Raw genomic sequence first — 23,021 nt, 5'->3', positions numbered from 1 at the left:
AGGAGAATGTTCCAGAAAATCCTGATCGCCAATCGCGGCGAGATCGCACTGAGGGTGCTGCGCGCCTGCAAGGAGCTCGGCATCCAGACGGTGGCCGTGCACTCCACCGCGGACGCGGATGCGATGCATGTCGGTCTCGCCGACGAGAGCGTCTGCATCGGCCCGCCCGCCTCGCGCGATTCCTATCTCAACATTCACCAGATCGTTGCCGCCTGCGAGATCACCGGCGCCGATGCGATCCATCCGGGCTACGGCTTCCTGTCGGAGAACGCCAAGTTCGCCGACATTCTCGCCGCCCACAACATAACCTTCATCGGCCCTTCGGGGGACCATATTCGCGTGATGGGCGACAAGATCGAGGCAAAGCGCACCGCCAAGCGGCTCGGCATTCCGGTCGTGCCGGGCTCCGAGGGCGCGGTTTCCGATGAGAAGGAAGCGCTCCGCATCGCGGCCGAGATCGGCTACCCGGTCATCATCAAGGCTTCGGCCGGTGGCGGCGGACGCGGCATGAAGGTGGCGCGGTCCGAAGACGACCTGCTGGTCGCACTGAATACCGCGCGCACGGAAGCGGGTGCCGCCTTCGGCGACGATGCCGTCTATATCGAGAAATATCTCGAGAAGCCGCGCCATATCGAGGTGCAGGTCGTTGGTGACGGTGCCGGACAGGCGATCCATCTCGGCGAGCGCGACTGTTCGCTGCAGCGCCGTCACCAGAAGGTCTGGGAAGAGGCGAATTCGCCGGCGCTCAACGCGATCGAACGCGAAAAGATCGGCGGGATTTGCGCAAAGGCAGTCGCCGACCTCGGCTATTCGGGCGCCGGCACCATCGAGTTCCTCTATGAGAACGGTGAGTTCTATTTCATCGAGATGAATACCCGCCTGCAGGTGGAGCATCCGGTGACGGAAGCGATCACCGGCATCGACCTCGTCCACGAACAGATTCGCGTCGCTTCCGGCGGCGGGCTTTCCGTGACGCAGGACGAAGTGCGGTTCGAGGGCCATGCCATCGAATGCCGCATCAACGCCGAGGACCCGAAGACCTTCGTCCCCTCGCCCGGCAGGATCACCCATTTCCATACGCCAGGCGGCCTCGGCATCCGCGTCGATTCAGGCGCCTATTCCGGCTACAAGATCCCGCCCTATTACGACAGCCTGATCGGCAAGCTGATCGTGCATGGCCGCAATCGCGTCGAATGCATGATGCGGCTGCGCCGCGCGCTCGACGAGTTCGTGGTCGACGGCATCAACACGACGCTACCGCTGTTCCGCGACCTGATCGGCAACATCGACATCGCCAATGGCGACTACGACATCCACTGGCTGGAAAAGTATCTCGCGAAGGCGGAGTAGAGAACCGTCCACACTGCGATGACCCGCCCGTTCGCACCCGGCCAACGCATCCCGCCCGACCTGTTGCTGCGCGCCTATGCGTCGGCGTCTTCCCCATGGCCGAGAACGCCGACGATCCGGAGATCTTCTGGGTGCGGCCCGAGAGCCGGGGCATCATACCGCTGGACGCCTTCCACGCGCCCCGGAGCCTTATGAAGACGGCGCGGCGCGGCGATTTCGACATGCGTTTCGACACGGACTTCAAGGGCGTCATAGAGGGTTGCGCGGAGGCACGCGCAGGCCGCATGTCGACCTGGATAAACCAGCCGATACGCGAGGCCTATGCCGAACTCTTCGCGCGTGGCAATTGCCACACCGTCGAGGCCTGGCGCGAGGGGCGGCTTGTCGGGGGCTCTACGGCGTGACGCTCGGACGCGCCTTCTTCGGCGAAAGCATGTTCTCGCGCGAGACGGATGCCTCGAAAATCTGCCTCATGCATCTGGTGGAACGGCTGCGGGAGCGCGGCTTCATTCTGCTGGACACGCAGTTCACCACCGAGCACCTGAAGCGCTTCGGCGCGATCGACGTGCCACGTGCGAAATACGAAACGCTGCTCGAGGAAGCGCTGGCCGGCGAGGCCCGCTTCAACGATTGACGTCAGCTCTTGGCTTCTTCCGGTGCCGGCACGTCCGATTCCTGCTTGCAGGCCTTCAGCCATACGTCATAGACGGCGTGCTCCACGGCATTGAGGCCGGGGCTTTCGGCGAACATCCAGCCGGTGAAGATGCGCCGGATCTTGCGGTCGAGCGTGATCTCGTCGACTTCGACGAAGGAATCGGTCTTCGGCTCCTCGGTGTCGGGCGCCGAGTAGCAGACGCGGGGTGTCACCTGAAGCGCGCCGAACTGCACCGTCTCGTCGACATAGACGTCGAAAGTGATGATGCGGCCGGTAATCTTGTCGACGCCGGTGAACTCGGCGACCGGATTGCTGACACGTTCCGCCAGCGCAGGCCCGCTGGTTGCCAGCAGAGCAGCGGTCAGTCCGGTCAGCAGGATGCTATGCATCCTCGCAGGAAAGCGTTTGCGGCCATTCTCTATCATGCTGTCGTTGCCCATGCGGCGCGCGATCCGGTTTCGGGAAGAGGCCATTCGATATGAGAAGAATGTGGCGAGAAAAGTGCCCTCTCCCGCCGCATAAACTCAGGAACCCGGCGTCCAGGCGTCGTAGTCGCCGGTCACGCGCGGGCGCTCCTGCGGCGTGAGCACCGAGCCGCGCGGACGGTAGGCGGCCGCGGAACCCGTCAGGTTCGGCTTGTGCCCCTTCTCCCACTCGCGCGGCTTGTAGTCTTCACTGCTCGGCGCGACATCGGTACGGTGGTGCATCCAGCCATGCCAGCCGGGCGGGATCGCCGAGGCCTCGGAGTAGCCGTTGTAGATCACCCAGCGACGCGTGCGGCCCTCGGAATCCTTGCCGCCCTCGTAATAGGTATTGCCGAGTTCGTCCGTGCCGACCTTGGTGCCGTGGCGCCATGTGTGAAAGCGCGTGCCGAGCGTCTGGCCGTTCCACCACGTAAAGAACTGCGTGAAAAAGGTCTTCATCGATTCCTCTGGCAGGATGCTGTGCCGTCCGCCGCTTATGGCGCTCATGCGGCCCGATGGCAAGCGCCACGAGGCCGCATCCGGTCAACTATGCCAGCCGTTGCGGGGGAGGAACGCCAGCCTATGCGCTGGCGTTGCCCTTTTCCTTCTCGCGCTCGGCGTAGATGTAGAGCGGGCGCGCATTGCCGGAGACGACCTCATCGGAGATAACGACCTCCTGCACGCCTTCCAGCGCCGGAAGCTCGAACATGGTGTCGAGCAGGATCGCTTCCATGATCGAGCGGAGACCACGCGCGCCGGTCTTGCGCTCGATCGCCTTCTTTGCGATCGCCGACAGCGCGCTTTCGTGGAAGGTCAGTTCCACATTCTCCATCTCGAAAAGGCGCTGGTACTGCTTGACCAGTGCGTTCTTCGGCTCGGTCAGGATCTGGATCAGCGCCGGCTCGTCGAGATCCTCGAGCGTTGCCAGCACCGGCAGACGACCGACGAATTCGGGGATGAGGCCGAACTTGAGCAGATCCTCGGGCTCCACCTGGCGGAACAGGTCGCCGGTGCGGCGATCCTCCGGCGAGGCGACCGTTGCGCCAAAGCCGATAGAGGTCTTGCGGCCACGGTCGGAGATGATCTTGTCGAGGCCGGCGAATGCGCCGCCGCAGATGAACAGGATATTGGCCGTATCCACCTGCAGGAACTCCTGCTGGGGATGCTTGCGGCCGCCCTGCGGCGGAACCGAAGCAACGGTGCCTTCCATGATCTTCAGCAGTGCCTGCTGCACGCCCTCGCCCGACACGTCGCGCGTGATCGAAGGGTTGTCGGACTTGCGCGAAATCTTGTCGATCTCGTCGATGTAGACGATGCCGCGCTGGGCGCGCTCGACATTGTAGTCGGCCGACTGCAGGAGCTTCAGGATGATGTTCTCGACGTCCTCACCGACATAGCCCGCTTCCGTCAGCGTGGTCGCATCGGCCATCGTGAACGGCACGTCGATGATGCGCGCCAGCGTCTGGGCCAGCAGCGTCTTGCCGCAGCCCGTCGGGCCAATCAGCAGGATGTTCGACTTCGCCAGTTCAACGTCGGCGTTCTTGCCGGCATGCGCCAGCCGCTTGTAGTGGTTGTGGACGGCAACCGACAGCACGCGCTTGGCGTAGGGCTGGCCGATCACATAGTCGTCGAGAACCGTGAGGATCTCCTGCGGGGTGGGCACACCCTCGCGCGACTTCACCATCGAGGATTTGTTCTCCTCGCGGATGATGTCCATGCACAGTTCGACGCATTCATCGCAGATGAAGACCGTCGGACCGGCGATCAGCTTGCGGACCTCATGCTGGCTTTTGCCGCAGAACGAGCAATACAGCGTGTTCTTCGAGTCGCCGCCGCCACCACCATTGCTGACCTTGCTCATGCTATCCAAACCCTTTCGGCTCTGTCCCGGCCGCGGCGCAACGCACCGTCCGCAGACACAACTCTATGACGGGAGCGCGTTCCCGCCAATGCCATTGGCTCAATCAAGCCGCTTCGTACTCGAGACAATCCGAAAACGGCGGCGACGGTACGCGAATCCCTTGGAAAAGCTAAGCCGCCGAAACTCAACATTGGCTTAACGTAGGATGCCACCTGCGCCGTGGGAACAGCAAATTGTGACCGAAATGGCGCAGAGCACGTCAAAAATGCGTCAGAGCCGTTCCCCATGCGCCGGATCAAGCGTCCGCCGGACCCTCGACAGCTTCGCGGCTGGAGATGACCTTGTCGATGAGGCCAAAATCCTTCGCCTCGTCGGCGGTCATGAAATGGTCGCGGTCGAGCGTCTTTTCGATCGTCTCGTAGTCCTTACCGGTGTGCTTGACATAGACCTCGTTGAGGCGCCGCTTCAGCTTGATGATGTCCTGCGCGTGGCGCTCGATATCCGAAGCTTGGCCTGAGAAGCCGCCGGAAGGCTGGTGCACCATGATGCGCGCATTCGGCGTCGCAAAACGCATGTCGGCATGGCCTGCCGTCAGCAGCAGCGAACCCATCGAAGCGGCCTGGCCGATGCACAGCGTGGAAACCGCGGGCTTGATGAACTGCATGGTGTCATAGATCGCCATGCCGCTCGTCACCACGCCGCCGGGCGAATTGATGTAGAGATTGATCTCTTTCTTCGGGTTCTCGGCTTCGAGGAACAGGAGCTGCGCGCAGACCAGCGTCGCCATGCCGTCCTCGACCGGACCGGTGATGAAGATGATGCGCTCCTTGAGAAGCCGCGAGAAGATGTCATAGGCCCGCTCGCCACGGTTGGTCTGCTCGACCACCATCGGAACGAGATTCATGTAGGTTTCGATCGGGTCTCTCATGGGTGTCCCTTTTCGGATGGAAATCGGCGCGTAGACGGCCGGAATCGAGGATTGGCGTTACCCGTTAGATAGGATGCCGGCTTTGCCTTGCGCAAGCCCGACGACTGACGAAGGTAAATGCCTCGAAAGCCGGACCGGGCCTGTCGCTGCGTCACATGTTCTCGGCCCGCAGCCAGCGAATCAGGTCTTGCATATCGCCGTTCTCGACCGCGGCAGCAACACGGCGGCCGACAGCGGTGCCGAACTTGTAGCCATGGCCCGAGCAGGCGGAGACGACGAGGCACTTTCCTTTGCGCGTCGCGAAGAAGCGCTGGTCCTCGGTGAAGGTATAGGCGCAGGTCACGACATTGCTCACCGTGTACTCGTCCACACGCGCGATCGGCGGCGAAAACAGACGCAGGATCGCTTCGCCCTCCCCGTCTTCGGGCTCGCGTGCGGCACTGGCGTCGTCCTGCTGCCGCTTGTGAAGTCCCGAACCGAACTTTAGCCCGCCATCGCCGGAACGCGGGATGATGTAGCCGTCAGTGTCGCCGCCGACATCGAGAATCACCGGCGCTGCCTCCCACGCCTGCTTCAGGTCGGTTGGCGGCTCCAGATAGGCGACGGCTGTGCGGTAGGTGGTCAGTTCAGAGACGAGGTCGGGGAAGAGTTTGGTCACCCAGGCGCCCGCCGTGACCACGATATGATCTGCCGTCAGGCTGTCGCCGTCCGCCAGCTTTACGCTGCCCGCCTCGCAGTCGACTGCGACGACTTGCATGTGCTCGCGCACATCCGCGCCGTTGGCACGCAGCCATTCCCCGATGCCGGCGGCGATGCGCCGGCAATGCAGCGCGCCGCCTTCGGGCGAGTGGAATGCGTAGCGGAAGCTCCCGGCTTCGAGAAACGGCCAGCGGCGGGCCGCTTCGTCGGCGGAGAACAGCTCGATCGGCCAGCCGCCCTTTTCCATTCCTTCGCGATAGAGGTCGGTGTCGTCGCCCACCGCGCGCGACACGCAGAGGAAACCACGGGCGTCATAATGACTCTGCCCGAGATCGCTCCAGAGTGCGCCCCACGCATCATAGGCCTCGCTGATGGCCTTGCCGTATCCGCTCCCGGGTCCATAAGCGCGACGAATGATGCGGTGGTGGTCACCGGACGCCGCAAGCGGGTTGGGGATAGGTCCCTGCTCCAGAAGTGTCACGGCATGACCGCGCCGCGTCAGCTCCCACGCCGTCGAAAGCCCGGCGATGCCTGCGCCGACCACGATCGTTTTCATGTTTCCTGTCCCTCAGATACAGCCGCACCGGCAATTCCGTCGCAACCATAGGGACTGGCCCATGCGAAGCAAGCCGCGCTAAGGAAGCGGCATGCAAAAGCCAGACTATGTCGATTTCGACCCAGCCAGCCGCCACGTCCGGCTTGACCCGCACGAGCCAGCATTCGTGCAGGATCCCTACCCCGCCTATGCCTTCTTCCACGCGCAATGCCCGGTCTTCTTCTGGGAGGACTTCGGCCTCTGGTGTCTGGCGAGCTACGAGGCGGTCAACCGCACCTTCCGCGACCGGCGTTTCGGCCGCGAGCGGCCGGGCGGCTACATGGCCAGCGTCGCTGCAAAGGGCGACCGCAGCCACCTCGCCGACTTCGACCGGGCCGAGGCAGGCTCGATGCTGGAACTCGAGCCGCCCGTCCACACGCGCTGCGCACGCTGGTCAACCGCGCCTTCGTCTCCAGGCAGGTCGAGCGCCTGCGCCCGCGCGTCGAACGCCTCGCCCACGAACTCATCGACGGTTTTGAAGCCAACCGTGAGGCCGATCTCGTAGCCGCCTTCGCCACGCCGATACCGGCCACCATCATCGCCGAGATGATGGGCGTGCCGGCGGAGACGGGGCCGCAACTGGTGGCTTGGTCCAACGACATGGTGCGCATGTACATGCATGCGCCCACGCGCGCGATCGAAGAACAGGCAAATCGGTCTGCCGGGGACTTCGCCGCCTTCATCCGCCACCATGCCGAGGAGCGGCGGCGCAAGCCCGGCGACGACCTTCTGAGCGTGCTGACCGCAGCGCACGAAAGCGGCGAGAAGCTCTCGGAAGACGAACTGGTTTCCTCGGCGATCCTGCTGCTGAATGCCGGCCACGAGGCGACAGTGCATCAGACCGGCAACGCAATCCGCGCCCTGCTCTCTTTAGAGAACCCGGCAGCATTGCTGGCCGGCGACGAAAGGGCTGCCGCGACGGTTGAGGAATGCCTGCGCTACGACGCGCCGCTGCACATGTTCACCCGCTATGCTTACGAAGAGGTCGAGCTTGTGCCCGGGATCTCCCTCCAGCCCGGCGAGCAGGTCGCTTTGCTGCTTGGCGCGGCCAACAACGACCCGGCAGCATTCGATGCTCCGCGCGGTTTCAATCCATCCCGGCAGGACCAGAAGAACGTCTCGTTCGGCGCCGGCATCCACTTCTGCATCGGGGCACCTCTGGCACGGCTGGAGATGCAGGCAGCGCTAAAGGTGCTTTTCGAGCGGCTGCCAAGCCTCAAAATCTCAGAAGAGCCGCACTATCGCGATATCTACCATTTTCACGGGCTGGAGCGGCTTGTCTGCCGCTGGTGACGGCCATTCCAGACGCCGAAACAAGGAAAGCACTGAGATTGCTCCCAGTGCCTCCCTGTTCAGATCAGACTCTCGATATGGTTACGCCTCGAAGAGACGATGCCGCATCGAAACCTGTTTCTGACGGTGGTCGCGTACTTGCGCATCCCTTAGGGACATGCCTGTCCGGACCGTTCTCTCACGCCCGAAAGGTCGTTCGAGACACCATCAAAGGACTTTCCCGGCCTTCATGGCAGCATCGGTCCGCCTGTAGCGTTCCAGACCGCCTTCAGCGGTTCCGCTGGACTTTCCGGGCTCGATCTTGCGACGGTTTTAACGCCGTTGCCGTCTCTCTGCCGGAGCGGTCCCAGTTGGACCCTTCAGCTTGTTCCCGCTGTCCGGGCGGGGCCGTTGGGCTCTGAGATGTCCTGAGGGTATGACGCTGCGGCATGCCGGGCAATGCGCGTCCGCCTGTGGAAAGCGTGGATATGGGGGATTACGCTGGGGAAAGCGCGATGTGCGCCGTCTATGCCCGGATCACATATTCCTTGCGCGTCGTTTCAACGACTTCCCACGTTCCCTTGAAGCCGGGCCTGAGGATGAAGCTGTCGCCGGCCTTCAGCGTGTGGGCCTCGCCGCCATCCTCGGTGACGATCGAGACGCCGGAGAGGATGTGGCAGAACTCCCACTCCTCGTACTCTATGCGCCACTTGCCCGGCGTCGCTTCCCAGATGCCGGCATGGAGACCGCCATCGGCCTCCTCCACGTTCCAGGTCTTGAACCGTGGATTGCCCACGAGGACCCGGTCGGGGGCCGGAGCCCCCTCTTCCGGTTCCGCACCGGCGGTCGAGACCGCCAGGAAATGGCTGACATACATGGTGTTATGCCTTGGCGAGAGCCTGCTCCAGATCGGCGATGATGTCGGCGACGTCCTCGATGCCCACGGACAGGCGGATCACGTCGTTGCCGGCACCGGCCGCCGTCTTCTGCTCGTCGCTGAGCTGGCGGTGGGTGGTGGATGCCGGATGGATGACGAGGGACTTGGTGTCGCCGATATTGGCAAGGTGGGAGAACAGCTCCACGCCTTCCACCACCTTCACGCCCGCCTCGAAGCCGCCCTTCAGGCCAAAGGTGAAGACCGCACCGGCACCGTTGGGCGAATATTTCTTCATCAGCGCGTGGTTCGGGTCCGACGGCAGGCCGGGATAGGATACCCAGGCGACCTTGTCGTGCTTCGTCAGCCATTCGGCCACCTTCAGCGCGTTGTCGCAGTGGCGCTGCATGCGCAGCGGCAGCGTTTCCAGCCCGGTTGCGATCATGAAGGCGTTGAACGGCGAAATCGCGGGGCCGAAATCGCGCAGCCCCAGCACCCGGCAGGCGATGGCGAAGGCAAAATTGCCGAAGGTCTCGTGCAGCACCAGCCCGGCATATTCGGGGCGCGGCTCGGACAGCATCGGGTAGTTGCCGGACTTCGACCAGTCGAAGGTACCGCCATCGACAATGATGCCGCCCATCGAATTGCCATGACCGCCAATGAACTTGGTCAGCGAGTGCACGACGATGTCGGCGCCGTGCTCGATCGGCCGCAGCAGGTACGGGCTTGCCATGGTGTTGTCGACGATCAGCGGCAGGCCATGCTTGCGCGCGACATCGCCGATCTTCTCGATGTCGACGAAGGTGCCGCCCGGATTGGCGAGGCTCTCGATGAAGATCGCGCGCGTGTTGCCGTCGATGTGCTTTTCAAAGCTCTGCGGATCCGCCGGGTCGGCCCAGCGCACCTCCCAGCCGAAATTCTTGAAGGCATGGCCGAACTGGTTGATCGAGCCGCCATAGAGCTTGTTTGCGGCGACGAAGTTGTCGCCCGGCCGCATCAGCGTATGGAAGACCAGAAGCTGCGCCGCATGGCCGGAAGCCGTGGCAACCGCCGCGGTGCCGCCCTCGAGCGCGGCGACGCGCTCCTCGAGCACCGCCTGAGTCGGATTCATGATGCGGGTATAGATGTTGCCGAAGGCCTTGAGCCCGAACAGCGACGCGGCATGATCGACGTCGTCGAAGACGTAGGCCGTCGTCTGGTAGATGGGCGTGGCGCGCGCGCCGGTCGCCGGGTCCGGCTGGGCTCCCGCGTGGATTGCAAGCGTGTTGAAGCCGGGCGTGCGCTGGGACATGAGTTCCTCCTGACAATTTACAAACCGGCCGCATTGATCGCAAAGCCTGCGAACAAAGGCAAAGACGATTTTTCCGCCTTAAGCGATCGCGGCGCAGATTCCGGGATGGAAAGCCTGGAAAAGGGAAATTCCTTTCCGCTTACCGCTGGCGAATGCCGAAGCTCTGGAAGCCCTGCCGCATGACGGGCTTCTTCGACGAGATGACGCGGCTGTTGACGCCGTTCCAGCCGATTTCGCCCGAAAGCCGGCCATATTCGATCTTGGGGCAGCGGTTCATCACCACCTTGATGCCGGCCGCTTCGGCGCGGGCCGCTGCCTCGTCATGGCGCACGGTGAGCTGCATCCAGATGACCTTGGGCAACGGATCGAGCGCCAGCACCTCGTCGACGATCGCCGGCACCGCCGCGGAGGCGCGGAAGATGTCGACCATGTCGATCGGCTCCGGCACGTCGGCGAGACGCGCATAGGTCATCCGACCGAGGATTTCCTTGCCGGCATGGCCGGGATTGATCGGGAAGACCGTGTAGCCCTTGTCGATCAGGTACTTGGTGACGAAGAAGGACGGCCGCACGTCATTGGCCGAGGCGCCCACCACGGCGATCGTCTTTACTGTGTTGAGGATTTCGGCGATGTAAGCGTTGTCGTAGGAATCGTGGTTCATGCAGGCAGCGAAATTCGCCCTTCCTCGTCAATGGAAAAATCCGGATTGAAGGCGACCTCCCAGAGATTGCCTTCGGTATCCTCAAAATAGCCCTGCACACCGCCCCAGAAAGCGCGCCCTGCCTGCTTGAGAACGCGGCCACCGGCCTTCTCGGCCCGTGCCAGCACTTCCAGCACCTCTTCGGGCCTGCGGGTGTTGTAGGCCAGGGCAACGCCCGAGAATATCTGCTCCGGAGGTTCGAACGGCGCTGCTTTTCCTTCCTGAACAGCGACACCCGGCGCGCTCCGGTACGGCACACCGGCATCCCGCGCCAGTTCCTCGCGCGGCCACAGCGCCAGGATAACGCCGCCCATCTGGAAGAAGGCCACCCCTTCGGTGAATTTCTCGTGCCGCTCCAGCCCCATCGCCTCGTAAAAGGCGACGGCACGGTCGAGATCGGTGACGCCGAGCGTCACGATCGATATGCGCGGCTCCATCTTCATCGGAAAGCGAAATGGTCCTTCAATATCTCGAACAGTTGACGCGCGGAATCTTCGTCAAGCTGAATTGACTGGCTTAACTTTCCAGGCAGTTCCCGCTCCCTACGCCCAAACGTATCGATCTGGATTAATCGACGCCCATCCAATTCGTACCTATATAGTGTGGCCTCAACAGGATCATGAAGCGCCATCCTCTCTCGGTCGGCTTCTTCGAAACGACTGATCCTTGCCATCCTATTCGCCGGTCCACTGCGGCTTGCGCTTCTCCACGAAGGCGCCGATGCCTTCTTCGGCGTCACGGGCGAGCATGTTCTCGACCATCACCTTGGCGGCGTAGTCATAGGCGTCGGCGAGGCCCATCTCGGCCTGTTCGTAGAACGCTTCCTTGCCGATCTTCAGTGTCAAAGGCGATTTGGAAGCAATGGTTTGAGCGTATTTCGTCACAACCTGATTCAGGTACTCGCGCGGAACCACGCGGTTGATAAGCCCGAATTCGCGGGCCGACGAGGCGTCGATCGTCTCGCCCGTCAGCAGCATCTCCATCGCATGCTTGCGCGAGACATTGCGCGACAGAGCCACCATCGGCGTCGAGCAGAAAAGGCCGATATTGACACCTGGCGTGGCGAAGGTCGCGTGGTCGGACGCGATCGCGAGGTCGCAGCTCGCGACGAGCTGGCAGCCGGCGGCCGTGGCCGTGCCGTCCACCTCGGCGATCACCGGCTTGGGCAGCCGCACGATCGCCTGCATGAGCTGGGCACAATCCTCCATCGTGCGCTGGTAGAACTCGCGTCCCCTGTCGGCGTCGGCGCGATGCGCGGTCAGTTCCTTCAAGTCGTGCCCGGCGCAGAACACCTTGCCGGCGGCGGCGATGATGACCACGCGCACCGCCTTGTCCTCGCGGGCGGCGTCAAGTTCGCTGCGCATTGCGGCGATCGTCGCCAGCGAAAGGGCGTTCGCCGGAGGGTTGGAGAGCGTCAGCCTCAGGATGCCGTCGGCGAATGCCGCCCGTACCGGCCCGTCCTGCTGCTCGTCCCTGCGCATCGCAACGACTTCCGCCATTTCATCCTCCATCATCGGTCGCGGGGCCGAGCCCGCACTTTGCTCGGGAAACTAGCACGGGGCGGGTTGAAGGAAAGCGGAGAAATGAGGAAAGTCCGGTTTGACGTTTACGCAAACGGAAGCCACGGGGAGGAGCCCGACGATGAACGCCATGAACCCGGTGATGACGGCGGATGAGGTCAACACCTTCCTCAAACAGGTCTACCCGCAGCTCAACGACGACTTTTCCGATTATCTCGCAACCGACGTCTTTCCTGGCGGCTGCACGGTGCGGCTCAATGCCGGGGAACGCCACCTGCGCCCCGGCAACACGGTTTCGGGCCCTTCCCTCTTCACGCTGGCCGACATCGGGGGCTATGTCTGCGTGCTCTCCCATGCAGGCCCGGATGCGCTGTCGGTCACGACCAACCTCAACATCAATTTCATGCGCAAGGCGGAAGCCGGACCAATCGACGGGCACTGCCGCATTCTCAAGCTCGGCCGCAGCCTGATGGTCTTCGACATCGCCATGACGACGGGGCCGGAAAAGCTGGTCGTCGCCCATGCTACGGGCACCTATTCGATCCCGCCGAAGCGCTGACGCCATGAACTGTACGATTTTGGATACGGTATTATAATACCTTATTTATAACCTTTTGTTTTTGTTTTATTTTCTGACCCCGCCTACAAAAACATGCGCTTGACGGGTCTTTCGGCTGCGCCTATAAGCCACCGCGAAGGTCGCGGTCCGTCCACGGGCCGCTTCTTTCATGTTGGCTGGACGCCTTTGTCCGACCCAACACAAGCAACAAGAAACGCCTTTCCGTCCCCGGACGGAAGGTCTGAACCGAAAGCAAAGACCATGACAACCTTTTCGCAGAAGCCTGCGGACGTGGTGAAGAAGTGGGTGCTGATTGACGCCGAGGGTCTCGTCGTCGGCCGTCTCGCCTCCATCGTCGCCAACCGTCTCCGCGGCAAGCACAAGCCGACCTTCACTCCTCACGTCGACGATGGCGACAACGTCATCATCATCAATGCCGACAAGGTGGTGCTGACCGGCAAGAAGTACACCGACAAGATGTATTACTGGCACACCGGCCATCCGGGCGGCATCAAGGAGCGCACCGCGCGCGACCTGCTCGAAGGCCGCTTCCCCGAGCGCGTGGTCGAGAAGGCCATTGAACGCATGATCCCGCGTGGCCCGCTCGGCCGTCGCCAGATGAAGAACCTGCGCGTCTATGCCGGCGCCGAGCATCCGCACGAGGCCCAGCAGCCCGAGACGCTCGACGTCGCAGCGCTCAATCCCAAGAACAAGAGGGCCGCATAATGGCTGACCTTTCCACTCTCGCCGAGCAGCTCGGCCAGGCGACCGAGACGGCCGAGACGGCAGCGCCCGTACACGTCCAGAAGCTCGACGCCCACGGCCGCGCCTATGCGACCGGCAAGCGCAAGGACGCCATCGCGCGCGTCTGGGTGAAGCCGGGCACCGGCAAGATCGTCGTCAACGACAAGGAGTACGACAAGTACTTCGCCCGTCCGGTCCTGCAGATGATCCTGCAGCAGCCGATCGTCGCGACCAACCGCAATGGCCAGTACGACGTCATCGCCACCGTTGTCGGCGGCGGGCTGTCCGGCCAGGCCGGTGCGGTGCGTCACGGCATCTCCAAGGCGCTCACCTACTACGAGCCGACGCTGCGCGGCGGCGTGCTCAAGAAGGGCGGCTTCCTGACCCGCGACAGCCGCACGGTCGAGCGAAAGAAGTACGGCAAGGCGAAGGCCCGCCGCTCGTTCCAGTTCTCGAAGCGCTAAGCCGCTCGATTATCGGACAGACGGAAAGCGGGCCTTCGGGCCCGCTTTTTGTTGCCAGAACGTCGCATTCGGCCAATACCTTGCCGCGCCGGAGAGACTGGAGACGCATCAATGCCCTCGAATGCCATCGACCGCGCCTTTACCGCACGCAAATCCGTGGGGAGCGAGCCCGAGCCGACCTATGCCGGCGCACTGTCGTTCATGCGCCGCCGCTTCACCAAGGATGTGAAGGGTGCCGACGCCGTGGTGTGGGGCATCCCCTTCGACGCAGCGGTCTCCAATCGGCCGGGCGCGCGCTTCGGCCCGCAGGCGATCCGGCGCGCATCGGCGATCTTCGACGTCGACCCGCAATATCCGTTCGGCATCGACCTGTTCGAGGCGATGGCGGTGGTCGACTATGGCGACTGCCTGCTCGACTACGGCAATCACCAGAAGACGCCGGCGACAATCGAGCGCGAGGCGGCGAAGATCCTCAAGCACGCGGATTTCCTGCTGTCGCTGGGCGGCGACCATTTCGTGACATGGCCGCTCCTCAAGGCGCATGCCGCCAAGCACGGGCCGCTGGCGCTGGTGCAGTTCGACGCGCATCAGGACACATGGTTCGACGACGACAAGCGCATCGACCACGGCTCCTTCGTCGCGCGCGCCGTACGGGCGGGCATCATCGACCCTGCGCGGTCGATCCAGATCGGCATCCGCACCCACGCACCGGAGGATTGCGGCATCAAGATCATCCACGGCTACGAGTTGGAGGACATGAAAGCGGCCGACGTCGCATATGCGATTCACGAGCGCACGGGCGGCAAGAAATCCTACGTCACCTTCGACATCGACTGTCTCGACCCCGCCTACGCGCCGGGTACCGGAACGCCGGTCGCCGGCGGCCCGTCCACCGCCAAGGCGCTTTCCATCCTGCGCCAGATGGGCGGCATCGACATCGTCGGTGCCGACATCGTCGAGGTCGCGCCTGCCTATGACCATGCGGATGTAACGGCGATTGCCGGTGCGACAGTGGCCATGCACTATCTCGGTCTTCTGGCAGAGCGACACGCGCGACGATGACAAACCGATTCAAGCGCTTGCCGGATTGATTCCGGACGCCAACACAACCATCTGTTTTTCCTGAACTTTGGAACACCGAGCCATGAAACCCAAAATCTTCATCGACGGCGAACACGGCACCACCGGCCTGCAGATCCGGCAGCGGCTCGCCGACCGCGGCGACCTCGACATGCTTTCGATCCCCGAAGCCGAGCGGCGCAATCCGGCTCTGCGGCAGGAAATGCTGCAGACGGCGGACATCGCGATCCTGTGCCTGCCGGACGATGCGGCGCGCGAATCCGTCTCGATGCTCGACGGCAACAATTCCACCCGCGTCATCGACACCTCCACCGCCAACCGCGTCAATCCCGACTGGGCCTACGGTTTTGCCGAGATGGATGCCGGGCAGAAGACGAAGATCGCCGAAGCACGCTTCGTCGCCAATCCGGGGTGCTATCCGACCGGTGCGATCGGGCTGATCCGGCCGCTGCGGCAGGCGGGACTGCTGCCGGCCGACTATCCCGTCACCGTCAACGCCGTCTCGGGCTACACGGGCGGCGGCAAGCAGATGATCGCGCAGATGGAGAACGAGGAGGCGGCCGACCACATCGCCGCGCCGCACTTCCTGTACGGGCTCACGCTCGGCCACAAGCACGTGCCCGAACTGCAGATGCACGGCCTGCTCGATCGCCGGCCGCTGTTTTCGCCGAGCGTCGGCCGCTTCGCGCAGGGCATGATCGTCCAGGTGCCGCTGCACCTTGCGGACATGGCCGGCCAGCCCACGCTTGCCGACCTGCATGCGGCGCTTGCGGCGCACTATGCCGGGCAGGACATCATAGAGGTCGTGCCGCTCGAAACGAGCGCCAAGCTGGCGCGCATCGACCCGACCGAGCTCAACGATACGGATCGCATGAAGCTCTTTGTCTTCGGCACGGAAGGCGGTGGACAGGCCAATCTCGTCGCCGTGCTCGACAATCTCGGCAAGGGCGCGTCGGGCGCTGCCGTCCAGAACATGGATCTGATGCTCGGCAAGGCGGCCTGAGTGCTGCCTGCCCTGCCCACCGGATGGGAGATCGATAGCCCCACACTCCTCTCCGACGGGATCGGTGGCCGCGTCTGGCGTGTCACGCTGACCGATGGACAGCCGGCTGCGCTGAAGCAGGCGAGCCTGCTCGCGCAGAAGGAAGTGCCCGGCGGCAACGACTACCTGCGCTGGCTCGACGGCGACGGGGCGGTGCGCCTCCTTAATGAGCATGGCGACCTGTCGCTAATGGAATGGGCCGGCGAGCGGACACTGCTCGCGCATCTTGAAGACCATGGCGACGACGCGGCCACGGCAATCGCGGCCGATGTGGTCGCGCGGCTTCATGCGACGCGAGACTTGCCTGCCCCGCCCTCGCTGACGACGCTGACCGACAACTTCGCCAGCCTGTTCGCGAAGGCCGAGGAAGACCGCCGCGAAGGCCGGCGCAGCCAGTTCGTCGAGGCGGCGGACGTGGCCGCCCAGCTGCTGGCCAACCAGCGTGACGTACGCCCGCTTCATGGCGACATTCATCACGAGAACATTCTTTACGGCGCGCGCGGCTGGCTCGCCATCGATCCGAAAGGCGTGCTCGGCGATCCGGCCTTCGACATCGCTAACCTGTTCTACAACCCCGTCGAATCGGAGTTCCGAACGAGCGAAGCGCGGGCCGTGTCGATGGCGACGATCCTTGCCGAAAGATTGCGCTGCGACATCGGCAAGGTGCTCGACTACGCCTTCGCGTTCCCGGCCCTTTCCGCCTCGTGGCATCTGGAAGACGGGAATAACGAGGAGGCCAGTCGCAGCCTCGCCGTTGGTCGCGCTGTCGGGGCCGCACGACGGCAGGTCAGGTCCTGACGGCAATCTCCGTCTGGGGAGGATACGCGCCCCTCGTCCCTCGCCAATGCGCGGCTGCGAAACCCAGCACGACGATCGCAAGACCATGATGCGTCAGCGCGGCGTGGAGGTTCACGACCGAGAGCAGCGTGACGATGCCGATGACCGCCTGCAACGACACGAGCAGGAAAAGCACGATGGCGCGCCGCGCATGCGTCGAGCCGGGCTCGGCCCGCCATGTGGCGACCGCGTGCCAGGCAGCAGCCGCAAAGACGATATAGGCGCCCAGCCGATGCATGAACTGCACCGTCTTCGGGTTCTCGAAGAAATTCGCCCAGAGCGGCTGCATCGTCACAAGCTGGTCCGGCCACAGCCTGCCGTCCATTAGCGGCCAGGTATTGAAAGTCATCCCGGCATGGAGCCCGGCGACCAGCGCTCCGAGATAGATCTGCAGGAACACCAGCACCAGCATCCAGCCGGCGAAGCGCTGCGTTTCCCGGCGCGCCGGCCCTGCCGAATGCGGCGCGAGCCCGCGCGCGATCAGCATCGTCGCGGCAAAGATCAGACAGGCCAGCATCAGGTGCGTGGCCAGCCGGTACTGGCTGACGGAGACGCGCTCCGAAAGGCCCGAGGCCACCATCCACCAGCCGATGAAGCCTTGCAGGCCGCCGAGCGCCAGCAGCCCGAGCAGCCTGGGCTTCAGACGGCTCTCGAGTCGCCCGGTCAACCAGAAGAAGGCGAGCGGGATCGCGACCAGGAAGCCGACACCCCGCGCAAGCAGCCTGTGTGCCCATTCCCACCAGAAGATGGTCTGGAATTCGCCAAGGCTCATGCCCTTGTTGATCTGCTCGTATTGCGGGATCTGCCGGTACTTCTCGAACTCTTCCTGCCATTCGGCTTCGTTGAGCGGCGGGATGACGCCGTGGATCGGCTTCCACTCGGTGATCGAGAGGCCCGAACCCGTGAGCCGCGTCGCTCCGCCGACGAGGAACAGCGCCAGCAGCACGACCAGCACGACGTAGAGCCAGACGCGCACATAGAGGCGGTTGCGCTGCTCGCGGTCTTTCGTCCGGAGCGGTTCGTCTGCGGAAAGCGCGTGGTCGGCCATACGGCTGGTCCTCAAGGGAATTTGGCGGTTGTGTCGTGGCTCATCGCCGTCTGCAAGGCAAGGAAGGCGTACGCGACACGCAGTCGCGCCTGCAAAGCCCACGCGACCAAAGCATTTGCGCCGCCCGGCCGATCGGACTATGTGATCGCGCAAAGGAAATGCCAATGCCCGTGCGCCTGAAGAAACTGATCGGAACCGTGCTGCTGGTGCTGCTGGTCGCCGTCTATGCGATCGTCGCCACGATCTTCGCAGTGGCGCAGCTTGCCGAATCCGGCCCGCTGGTCCACCTCGCCTATTTCTTCTTCACCGGGCTTTTGTGGGTGTTGCCCGCCATGCTCATCATCAAGTGGATGGTGAAGCCGCCGCGCGCAAAAGCCGGCCCGCAGCTTTAACCTAGACCGTTACCACCCGGCGCCCACGGTTGCTGAGCGGGGTGGTCAGACCGGACAGCAGCGTACGCACATAGCTCAGACGCTGGAAATTGCCATTGATCGAGATGCGCGGCAGCGCGTGCAGGTGATGCGCGTGTTCCTTATGCAAAACGCCGTGCCGCGTCGTCACCGCCGAGGCAAAGCCTGCTTCCCGCGCAAGCGCCACCTCACGTGCCCCCACGGCTCGTTCGTAGCCGTAGGGATAGGCGAAATGCGAAGGCCGCATGCCGGTCTCGGCCTCTATGCCGGCGGCCGAGGCGGACATTTCCCATAGCGCCACCTGCTCCTCGAGCCGCCGCAGATTGTAGTGGTGCATCGTGTGCGCACCGATCGTTGCAAGCGGATGCGCCGAAAGTCCCCGGATTTCATCCCAATCCATAAAACGCCGGCCATCCGCGGTGCTTTCCGGCAGCGCGCCGATCTGCCGGAGAAAGTCCTGCTGTCCCGCCTCCGGCACATCGTTGGTCAGCCGCTCCATCAACGAGCGGGCAACGGAAAGTTTGTCTGAGGGGTCCGCGCAAGCGAGCGCTGCCCCACCCTCGCCCTCAGGCAGATAGATCGCGTCGGAGCGGGCCACCTTCTCCTCCACGACCTCCCACCATGGCGCCACCGCGCCGCTGGTAAGCCCGGGGGCCACGTAAACGGTGAACGGCGCATCGTGCGTTTCGAAGACGGGCAGCGCATCGGTCAGATTGTCGAGCCAGCCGTCGTCCAGCGTGATCGCGACGGCTCGCCGGCCACCCGCCGGCAGCCGCTCGAGCAACTCGTCGAGAGACACCAGCGCCAGCCCGCGCCGTTTCAGATCGGCGAGCAAACGGTCCAGAAAGTCGGGTTCGATCGACAGATGGCTGTTGAGCCCCAGTGGCGAGGTTGCATGCCTATGGACCCGATGAAGCATCAGTATCGCGCCGGCACCAGCCAGCAACGGCGTCGAAAGCGCCGCGAGGCCCGACCACCAGCCCGCGCCGAGCACCAGCTTTCGGGCTTTCTCGCGCGCGTCGATCATTGATTCACCTTTTCAGCCTAGTCTTCCCGCCCGCATGGCACATTTCGGCAGCGACATTCGATGTTGAGGCCACTCTAGGGCCGAAGGATTGCGGTATGGTTGACATCGGCGCGACGACAAGAGCAGCGGAAACATCCAGAAGCGACGGGAAGGCCGCGCCAACGCGCGCTGGTTTCAGCGTCGACGTGCGCTCGGCAAACGAAGCAGCACTTTCGGACTACGACGCCTTCTGCGCGAGCGCTGTTCACGCACAGGCCCAGCATCCGCTCTGGGTGCAATCCTGGATCGATGCCACAGGCGCCGATGCTCTGATTGCAACGGTGAGCCGCGACGGCAGGCCTGCGATTTCGCTGGCGCTGGAGGTTGTCCGCGCCGGCGGCTTCGGCATCGCGCGCTTCATCGGCGGCAGTCATGCCAACGGCAATTTCGCCGCAGTGGCGGCTACAACCACTCAACTACTCACGGCATCGGAAGCGAAGGCGCTGTCGGACGCCCTGCACGCGGCCCGGTCGGACATCGACCTCGTGCTACTCGAACGGCAGAACCCGCGATGGGCAGGGCATGAAAACCCGCTGCAGAGCCTTGCCACCATGGAAAGCCCCAACGTCTCGCTGGCCGTCGATCTATCGGGCGGCTTCGACGAAATGCTTTCCCGTCACAACGGCAAGCGCAAGCGCAAGAAGTTCCGGCTTCAGCTCCGACGCTTCGAAGAAGCGGGCGGCCATCGGCTTATCGAGGCGCGCACCGTCGAGGACGTCGATCGCCTGATGACCGCATTTTTCGAACTGAAGGCCGCGCGCTTCGGCAAGCAGGGCATAACCAATGTCTTCGAGCCCGCCGACGTGCAGGCGTTCTTCCGTAAGCTGTTCACCGAGGCGGTTCGCCAGCCGTCACCGCCCTTTGTACTGACGGGTATCGAAGTGGCCGGCGTGCTCCGCGGCATTCACGGCATGAGCGTGGTCGACGACGGTGTCGTTTGCGAGTTCAGCGCCATGCTGGAAGACGAACTGCAGATCAGCCCCGGCTTCTTCCTCGACTACGCCGCGATGGAAGAAGCCTGCGCCAAGGGCATGACGTTCTTCGATTTCAGCGTCGGCGACGAGGATTACAAAAGAAGCTGGTGCGATCTCGAAACCCGCCAGTTCGACACCCTGATGCCTCTGACCGCGAAGGGGCGAATGCTGCGCGGCTGGAAGATGGCGCGCAGCCGGGTAGTGCGCGCGGTCAAGTCCAATGCGACCCTCTGGGCGCTAACGAAGCGTCTGCGCGCCGGCGTCGCGGGCGGCGCGAAGCCGGCCGCGTCCGACGACTGACCTTACGCTGCCGACCGGCCTTCCGGCGCCGGCGGCAGGATATGCCCGACCGGCGTCACCATGTGGACATGCTCGTAGCCATTGGCGGCAAGGTCGGCCGCAATGTCGGCTACTGCCTCATCCTCGGGCTCTATGACGCTGACCAGCACCTCGGCACCGTCGTCCACCACGCGGCTGATGCCGTGCGCGTTGGTAGGGCCGCATTCGACCACGACCATGTCATAGGCCGTCGTCAGCGAGGCCATGATGATCGGCAGCCGGTCGGCGGCGCGCATCGCCTTTTCCGCATCGGCGGTGCCGACTGGAATGACATGGCAATCCGAATAGAGATCGCCGCGGATGACGTCGGCGAACTGTGCCTCCGAAGCCAGCAGATTGGTGATACCCGGATAACGGCTGCTTTCGAGCATCGACGACGATGGCGCGCCCGAAGCGGTCAGATCTAGGAACAGCACCCGCAAACCCGCATCACAGACCGCGCGCGCGACCATCACCGACGTCGCCGCCGCCTCGTCCCCCTCGGGCGAGACGAAGATCGCGCGCACGGCGCCGCTGGCAACGAGGCGGTCCGCGGCCGCATCGATCGAAAGCTCGTCGGCCGGGCGCTCGGCCCTCACTTCCTCGGGCGCGTCTTCGTCCATCACTTCCTCGGCCGTTTCGGCTTCCGCCTCGTCCGAAAGTTCCGGTTCTACAACCGGCATGACCACCTGCTCGACGGGCTCGAACGAACCCGTCGCCGGACGCATCGCACGGCCGCTGAACAGCTCACGCAGCATCAGCACCACCGCCACGACGAGGATAGTCGCCACGAATGCCGCGATCATGATCGGCAGCGGCTTCGGGAAGTAGGCCTTGAAGGGCGGCGTGGCGCGCGAGAAAATACGCGCATCTGCCGGCAAATAGTTGCGGTCGGCGCGCGAAGCCGCTTCCCGGTACCGGGTCAGGTACGATTCGAGCAGGGCCCGCTGCGCCGTAGCCTCGCGCTCCAGCGCGCGCAGTTCCACTTCGTCCTCGCCAGCTCGGGCCGACTCCGCCTTCAGCGTGTTCAGATCCGCAATGAGCTGCTGCTCGCGCGCCTGCGCGGTCGAAACCTCCGTTTCGAGACTTGCCAGAACCTTCTGCACTTCCTGGCGAAGCTGCTGGTCGGTCTCGGCAAGCTGCGCGTTGAGCGCGCGGATACGCGGATGATTGTTCAGCAGGGAGGCGGAAAGGTTGGCAAGGTCCGCCTCGATCTGCACCTGGCGCTCGCGAAGGCGCTGCACCAGCGGAGCGTTGAGCACGTCGGCAACGGTATCGACACGTTCCCCGGAATCGAGCGCGGCGCGAATGGCGCTGGCGCGGCCCTCGGCGGCAGACCGGTTCGCACGAACGCGGCTCAGTTCCGTCGACAGCTCCGAAAGCTGCTGCGTGGCGAGCAGCGAATTGCCCTGACCCACGACCATCAGATCGGCCGTCGCACGATAATCGGCCACGCGCGCTTCAGCTTCTCTCACGCGCTGCCGCAGATCGGCAATCTCCGGCTCCAGCCAGTCGGTCGCTTCCGAATTGGATGCCCGCTTGGCAGCCTCCTGGACCGCGATATAGGCGTCGGCGATCGCATTGGGGACGGCCGCGGCCAGCTTGGGGTCTTCCGAGGAGAACTGAACGACGATGACGCGCGACCGCTCGACGCGATAGACGACGAGCTTCTCGTTCATGGCCTGCAGCACGCGCTCCTCGGTCGGCGCCTGCGAAGCGTCGCTGCGCAGACCAACAAGCACCAGAAGATTGCCGAGCGTCGAACGTTGCCCCGTGCCGCCGAATTCTTCGAGACTTGCAAGGTCGAGCTTGCGCGCCACGTCGCGCAGGATGTCCGCGGACGAAATCACCTCGACCTGGCTGGCAATCCCCTCCTCGTCGAGAAGCGGACGGTCAGCGTCGGCATTGCCGGTGCTGGGTCGCGTGTAAACGGATTCCCTGCTCTCGATGAGTATTCGCGTCTCGGCGCGGTAAAGCGGGGTTGCCATGGACATCAGCAGGAAAGCGCCGGCCGCGACCACAACGGCGACCACGAGAATGCGCAACCAGTTGCGCAGCAGGCTGCCGAACAGCTGGGCCAGATCCACATCGACGTCGCTGACGGCCGGTCGTACTTCAGACATTTACATCAACCCCGGTTACGCGTTTGGCAGCATGGTAAAGACGCATGGTAACCGGCGAGTTAAGCGTGCGGTAACGGTCCATTCTTCTTTGCTAATGGACCGTTAATTCATCCCCCCACATTCACCGAAAAGCTCATCCGCTTTACC

General features: G+C 63.8%; 22 protein-coding genes and 2 pseudogenes. 11 read left to right on the top strand and 13 right to left on the bottom strand.

Features of this window, described 5'->3' with window-relative positions:
• Window positions 1-6 precede the first annotated feature (6 nt).
• Window positions 7-1,350 carry an acetyl-CoA carboxylase biotin carboxylase subunit gene (accC, locus tag HK436_RS14490; RefSeq protein WP_173190852.1) on the top strand — a complete coding sequence of 448 codons (1,344 nt, stop codon included), beginning with the start codon at window positions 7-9 and terminating at the stop codon, window positions 1,348-1,350.
• Window positions 1,351-1,368: 18 nt separating this feature from the next.
• Window positions 1,369-1,984: pseudogene (gene aat / locus HK436_RS14485) on the top strand (leucyl/phenylalanyl-tRNA--protein transferase).
• A gap of 2 nt (window positions 1,985-1,986) precedes the next feature.
• Here the strand turns inward: aat and HK436_RS14480 are convergent.
• The 5 genes from HK436_RS14480 to HK436_RS14460 all read right to left on the bottom strand — a co-directional run bounded on the left by HK436_RS14480 (window position 1,987) and on the right by HK436_RS14460 (window position 6,513).
• Window positions 1,987-2,394, bottom strand: a complete 408-nt coding sequence (locus tag HK436_RS14480; protein WP_173193481.1) for a DUF2155 domain-containing protein — start codon at window positions 2,392-2,394, stop codon at window positions 1,987-1,989.
• A 135-nt stretch (window positions 2,395-2,529) separates the two neighbouring features.
• Window positions 2,530-2,928 carry an NADH:ubiquinone oxidoreductase subunit NDUFA12 gene (locus HK436_RS14475; RefSeq protein WP_173190851.1) on the bottom strand — a complete coding sequence of 133 codons (399 nt, stop codon included), beginning with the start codon at window positions 2,926-2,928 and terminating at the stop codon, window positions 2,530-2,532.
• Between the two features lie 121 nt (window positions 2,929-3,049).
• Window positions 3,050-4,330 carry an ATP-dependent Clp protease ATP-binding subunit ClpX gene (gene clpX / locus HK436_RS14470; RefSeq protein ID WP_173190849.1) on the bottom strand — a complete coding sequence of 427 codons (1,281 nt, stop codon included), beginning with the start codon at window positions 4,328-4,330 and terminating at the stop codon, window positions 3,050-3,052.
• A gap of 295 nt (window positions 4,331-4,625) precedes the next feature.
• Window positions 4,626-5,258 carry an ATP-dependent Clp protease proteolytic subunit gene (locus HK436_RS14465; protein WP_173190847.1) on the bottom strand — a complete coding sequence of 211 codons (633 nt, stop codon included), beginning with the start codon at window positions 5,256-5,258 and terminating at the stop codon, window positions 4,626-4,628.
• A 151-nt stretch (window positions 5,259-5,409) separates the two neighbouring features.
• Window positions 5,410-6,513, bottom strand: coding sequence for an NAD(P)/FAD-dependent oxidoreductase (locus HK436_RS14460; protein WP_173190845.1), 1,104 nt, complete (start codon window positions 6,511-6,513; stop codon window positions 5,410-5,412).
• Between the two features lie 91 nt (window positions 6,514-6,604).
• On the opposite strand from HK436_RS14460, the pseudogene HK436_RS14455 reads away from it, so the two are divergent.
• A pseudogene (locus tag HK436_RS14455) lies at window positions 6,605-7,845 on the top strand (cytochrome P450).
• A 505-nt stretch (window positions 7,846-8,350) separates the two neighbouring features.
• On the opposite strand, the gene HK436_RS14450 reads toward HK436_RS14455, so the two are convergent.
• From HK436_RS14450 to HK436_RS14430, 5 genes are all read right to left on the bottom strand, one after another.
• Window positions 8,351-8,701 (bottom strand): cupin domain-containing protein, encoded by a 351-nt coding sequence (locus HK436_RS14450; protein ID WP_173190843.1) that lies wholly within the window; start codon window positions 8,699-8,701, stop codon window positions 8,351-8,353.
• Between the two features lie 4 nt (window positions 8,702-8,705).
• The gene (locus HK436_RS14445) at window positions 8,706-9,989 is read right to left on the bottom strand and encodes an O-acetylhomoserine aminocarboxypropyltransferase (protein ID WP_173190841.1); all 1,284 of its coding nucleotides are present in this window, start codon (window positions 9,987-9,989) and stop codon (window positions 8,706-8,708) included.
• 139 nt (window positions 9,990-10,128) lie between these two features.
• Window positions 10,129-10,650, bottom strand: a complete 522-nt coding sequence (locus HK436_RS14440) for a CoA-binding protein (protein WP_173190839.1) — start codon at window positions 10,648-10,650, stop codon at window positions 10,129-10,131.
• Window positions 10,647-11,126: a VOC family protein gene (locus HK436_RS14435; protein WP_173193479.1), complete on the bottom strand. Its 480-nt coding sequence runs from the start codon at window positions 11,124-11,126 to the stop codon at window positions 10,647-10,649. Before HK436_RS14435 ends, HK436_RS14440 begins: the two co-directional genes overlap by 4 nt.
• A gap of 237 nt (window positions 11,127-11,363) precedes the next feature.
• Window positions 11,364-12,188, bottom strand: a complete 825-nt coding sequence (locus tag HK436_RS14430; RefSeq protein WP_173190838.1) for an enoyl-CoA hydratase — start codon at window positions 12,186-12,188, stop codon at window positions 11,364-11,366.
• A gap of 142 nt (window positions 12,189-12,330) precedes the next feature.
• On the opposite strand from HK436_RS14430, the gene HK436_RS14425 reads away from it, so the two are divergent.
• The 6 genes from HK436_RS14425 to HK436_RS14400 all read left to right on the top strand — a co-directional run bounded on the left by HK436_RS14425 (window position 12,331) and on the right by HK436_RS14400 (window position 16,896).
• Complete coding sequence (locus HK436_RS14425; protein WP_039710419.1) at window positions 12,331-12,768, top strand: PaaI family thioesterase; 438 nt, start codon at window positions 12,331-12,333, stop codon at window positions 12,766-12,768.
• A 261-nt stretch (window positions 12,769-13,029) separates the two neighbouring features.
• Window positions 13,030-13,494 carry a 50S ribosomal protein L13 gene (gene rplM, locus HK436_RS14420; RefSeq protein ID WP_173190836.1) on the top strand — a complete coding sequence of 155 codons (465 nt, stop codon included), beginning with the start codon at window positions 13,030-13,032 and terminating at the stop codon, window positions 13,492-13,494.
• Window positions 13,494-13,976 carry a 30S ribosomal protein S9 gene (gene rpsI, locus HK436_RS14415; RefSeq protein ID WP_173190834.1) on the top strand — a complete coding sequence of 161 codons (483 nt, stop codon included), beginning with the start codon at window positions 13,494-13,496 and terminating at the stop codon, window positions 13,974-13,976. The genes rplM and rpsI overlap by 1 nt, the downstream gene beginning before the upstream one ends.
• Before the next feature lie 111 nt (window positions 13,977-14,087).
• Window positions 14,088-15,038, top strand: a complete 951-nt coding sequence (speB, locus tag HK436_RS14410; protein WP_173190832.1) for an agmatinase — start codon at window positions 14,088-14,090, stop codon at window positions 15,036-15,038.
• Between the two features lie 82 nt (window positions 15,039-15,120).
• Window positions 15,121-16,059 (top strand): N-acetyl-gamma-glutamyl-phosphate reductase, encoded by a 939-nt coding sequence (gene argC, locus HK436_RS14405; protein WP_173190831.1) that lies wholly within the window; start codon window positions 15,121-15,123, stop codon window positions 16,057-16,059.
• Window positions 16,060-16,896, top strand: coding sequence for an aminoglycoside phosphotransferase family protein (locus HK436_RS14400; RefSeq protein ID WP_173190829.1), 837 nt, complete (start codon window positions 16,060-16,062; stop codon window positions 16,894-16,896).
• On the opposite strand, the gene HK436_RS14395 is transcribed toward HK436_RS14400, so the two are convergent.
• Entirely contained in the window at window positions 16,886-17,983 is a 1,098-nt protein-coding gene (locus HK436_RS14395; protein ID WP_173190827.1) for a COX15/CtaA family protein, read from the bottom strand. The genes HK436_RS14400 and HK436_RS14395 overlap by 11 nt on opposite strands.
• A gap of 164 nt (window positions 17,984-18,147) precedes the next feature.
• On the opposite strand from HK436_RS14395, the gene HK436_RS14390 reads away from it, so the two are divergent.
• Window positions 18,148-18,375: a DUF2842 domain-containing protein gene (locus tag HK436_RS14390; RefSeq protein WP_173190825.1), complete on the top strand. Its 228-nt coding sequence runs from the start codon at window positions 18,148-18,150 to the stop codon at window positions 18,373-18,375.
• A 1-nt stretch (window position 18,376) separates the two neighbouring features.
• On the opposite strand, the gene HK436_RS14385 is transcribed toward HK436_RS14390, so the two are convergent.
• Window positions 18,377-19,420, bottom strand: a complete 1,044-nt coding sequence (locus HK436_RS14385) for a polysaccharide deacetylase family protein (RefSeq protein WP_173190823.1) — start codon at window positions 19,418-19,420, stop codon at window positions 18,377-18,379.
• A 95-nt stretch (window positions 19,421-19,515) separates the two neighbouring features.
• Here HK436_RS14385 and HK436_RS14380 point away from each other — a divergent pair, with 95 nt between their 5' ends.
• Complete coding sequence (locus HK436_RS14380) at window positions 19,516-20,733, top strand: GNAT family N-acetyltransferase (RefSeq protein ID WP_173190821.1); 1,218 nt, start codon at window positions 19,516-19,518, stop codon at window positions 20,731-20,733.
• Between the two features lie 2 nt (window positions 20,734-20,735).
• Here HK436_RS14380 and HK436_RS14375 read toward each other — a convergent pair whose 3' ends face one another.
• Window positions 20,736-22,874 carry a GumC family protein gene (locus tag HK436_RS14375; RefSeq protein ID WP_173190819.1) on the bottom strand — a complete coding sequence of 713 codons (2,139 nt, stop codon included), beginning with the start codon at window positions 22,872-22,874 and terminating at the stop codon, window positions 20,736-20,738.
• Window positions 22,875-23,021 lie beyond the last annotated feature (147 nt).

It is taken from the genome of Neoaquamicrobium sediminum (assembly GCF_013240295.1).
GTDB lineage: Bacteria > Pseudomonadota > Alphaproteobacteria > Rhizobiales > Rhizobiaceae > Aerobium > Aerobium sediminum.
The sequence above is the reverse complement of the archived record's forward strand: the minus strand, read 5'-3'. Positions and strand labels throughout refer to the sequence as shown.

Coding starts and splice junctions, on each gene's coding strand:
- accC (WP_173190852.1), top strand. CDS start 7: ATGTTCCAGAAAATCCTGATCGCCAATCGCGGCGAGATCGCACTGAGG.
- HK436_RS14480 (WP_173193481.1), bottom strand. CDS start 2,394: ATGCATAGCATCCTGCTGACCGGACTGACCGCTGCTCTGCTGGCAACC.
- HK436_RS14475 (WP_173190851.1), bottom strand. CDS start 2,928: ATGAAGACCTTTTTCACGCAGTTCTTTACGTGGTGGAACGGCCAGACG.
- clpX (WP_173190849.1), bottom strand. CDS start 4,330: ATGAGCAAGGTCAGCAATGGTGGTGGCGGCGGCGACTCGAAGAACACG.
- HK436_RS14465 (WP_173190847.1), bottom strand. CDS start 5,258: ATGAGAGACCCGATCGAAACCTACATGAATCTCGTTCCGATGGTGGTC.
- HK436_RS14460 (WP_173190845.1), bottom strand. CDS start 6,513: ATGAAAACGATCGTGGTCGGCGCAGGCATCGCCGGGCTTTCGACGGCG.
- HK436_RS14450 (WP_173190843.1), bottom strand. CDS start 8,701: ATGTATGTCAGCCATTTCCTGGCGGTCTCGACCGCCGGTGCGGAACCG.
- HK436_RS14445 (WP_173190841.1), bottom strand. CDS start 9,989: ATGTCCCAGCGCACGCCCGGCTTCAACACGCTTGCAATCCACGCGGGA.
- HK436_RS14440 (WP_173190839.1), bottom strand. CDS start 10,650: ATGAACCACGATTCCTACGACAACGCTTACATCGCCGAAATCCTCAAC.
- HK436_RS14435 (WP_173193479.1), bottom strand. CDS start 11,126: ATGGAGCCGCGCATATCGATCGTGACGCTCGGCGTCACCGATCTCGAC.
- HK436_RS14430 (WP_173190838.1), bottom strand. CDS start 12,188: ATGGCGGAAGTCGTTGCGATGCGCAGGGACGAGCAGCAGGACGGGCCG.
- HK436_RS14425 (WP_039710419.1), top strand. CDS start 12,331: ATGAACGCCATGAACCCGGTGATGACGGCGGATGAGGTCAACACCTTC.
- rplM (WP_173190836.1), top strand. CDS start 13,030: ATGACAACCTTTTCGCAGAAGCCTGCGGACGTGGTGAAGAAGTGGGTG.
- rpsI (WP_173190834.1), top strand. CDS start 13,494: ATGGCTGACCTTTCCACTCTCGCCGAGCAGCTCGGCCAGGCGACCGAG.
- speB (WP_173190832.1), top strand. CDS start 14,088: ATGCCCTCGAATGCCATCGACCGCGCCTTTACCGCACGCAAATCCGTG.
- argC (WP_173190831.1), top strand. CDS start 15,121: ATGAAACCCAAAATCTTCATCGACGGCGAACACGGCACCACCGGCCTG.
- HK436_RS14395 (WP_173190827.1), bottom strand. CDS start 17,983: ATGGCCGACCACGCGCTTTCCGCAGACGAACCGCTCCGGACGAAAGAC.
- HK436_RS14390 (WP_173190825.1), top strand. CDS start 18,148: ATGCCCGTGCGCCTGAAGAAACTGATCGGAACCGTGCTGCTGGTGCTG.
- HK436_RS14385 (WP_173190823.1), bottom strand. CDS start 19,420: ATGATCGACGCGCGCGAGAAAGCCCGAAAGCTGGTGCTCGGCGCGGGC.
- HK436_RS14380 (WP_173190821.1), top strand. CDS start 19,516: ATGGTTGACATCGGCGCGACGACAAGAGCAGCGGAAACATCCAGAAGC.
- HK436_RS14375 (WP_173190819.1), bottom strand. CDS start 22,874: ATGTCTGAAGTACGACCGGCCGTCAGCGACGTCGATGTGGATCTGGCC.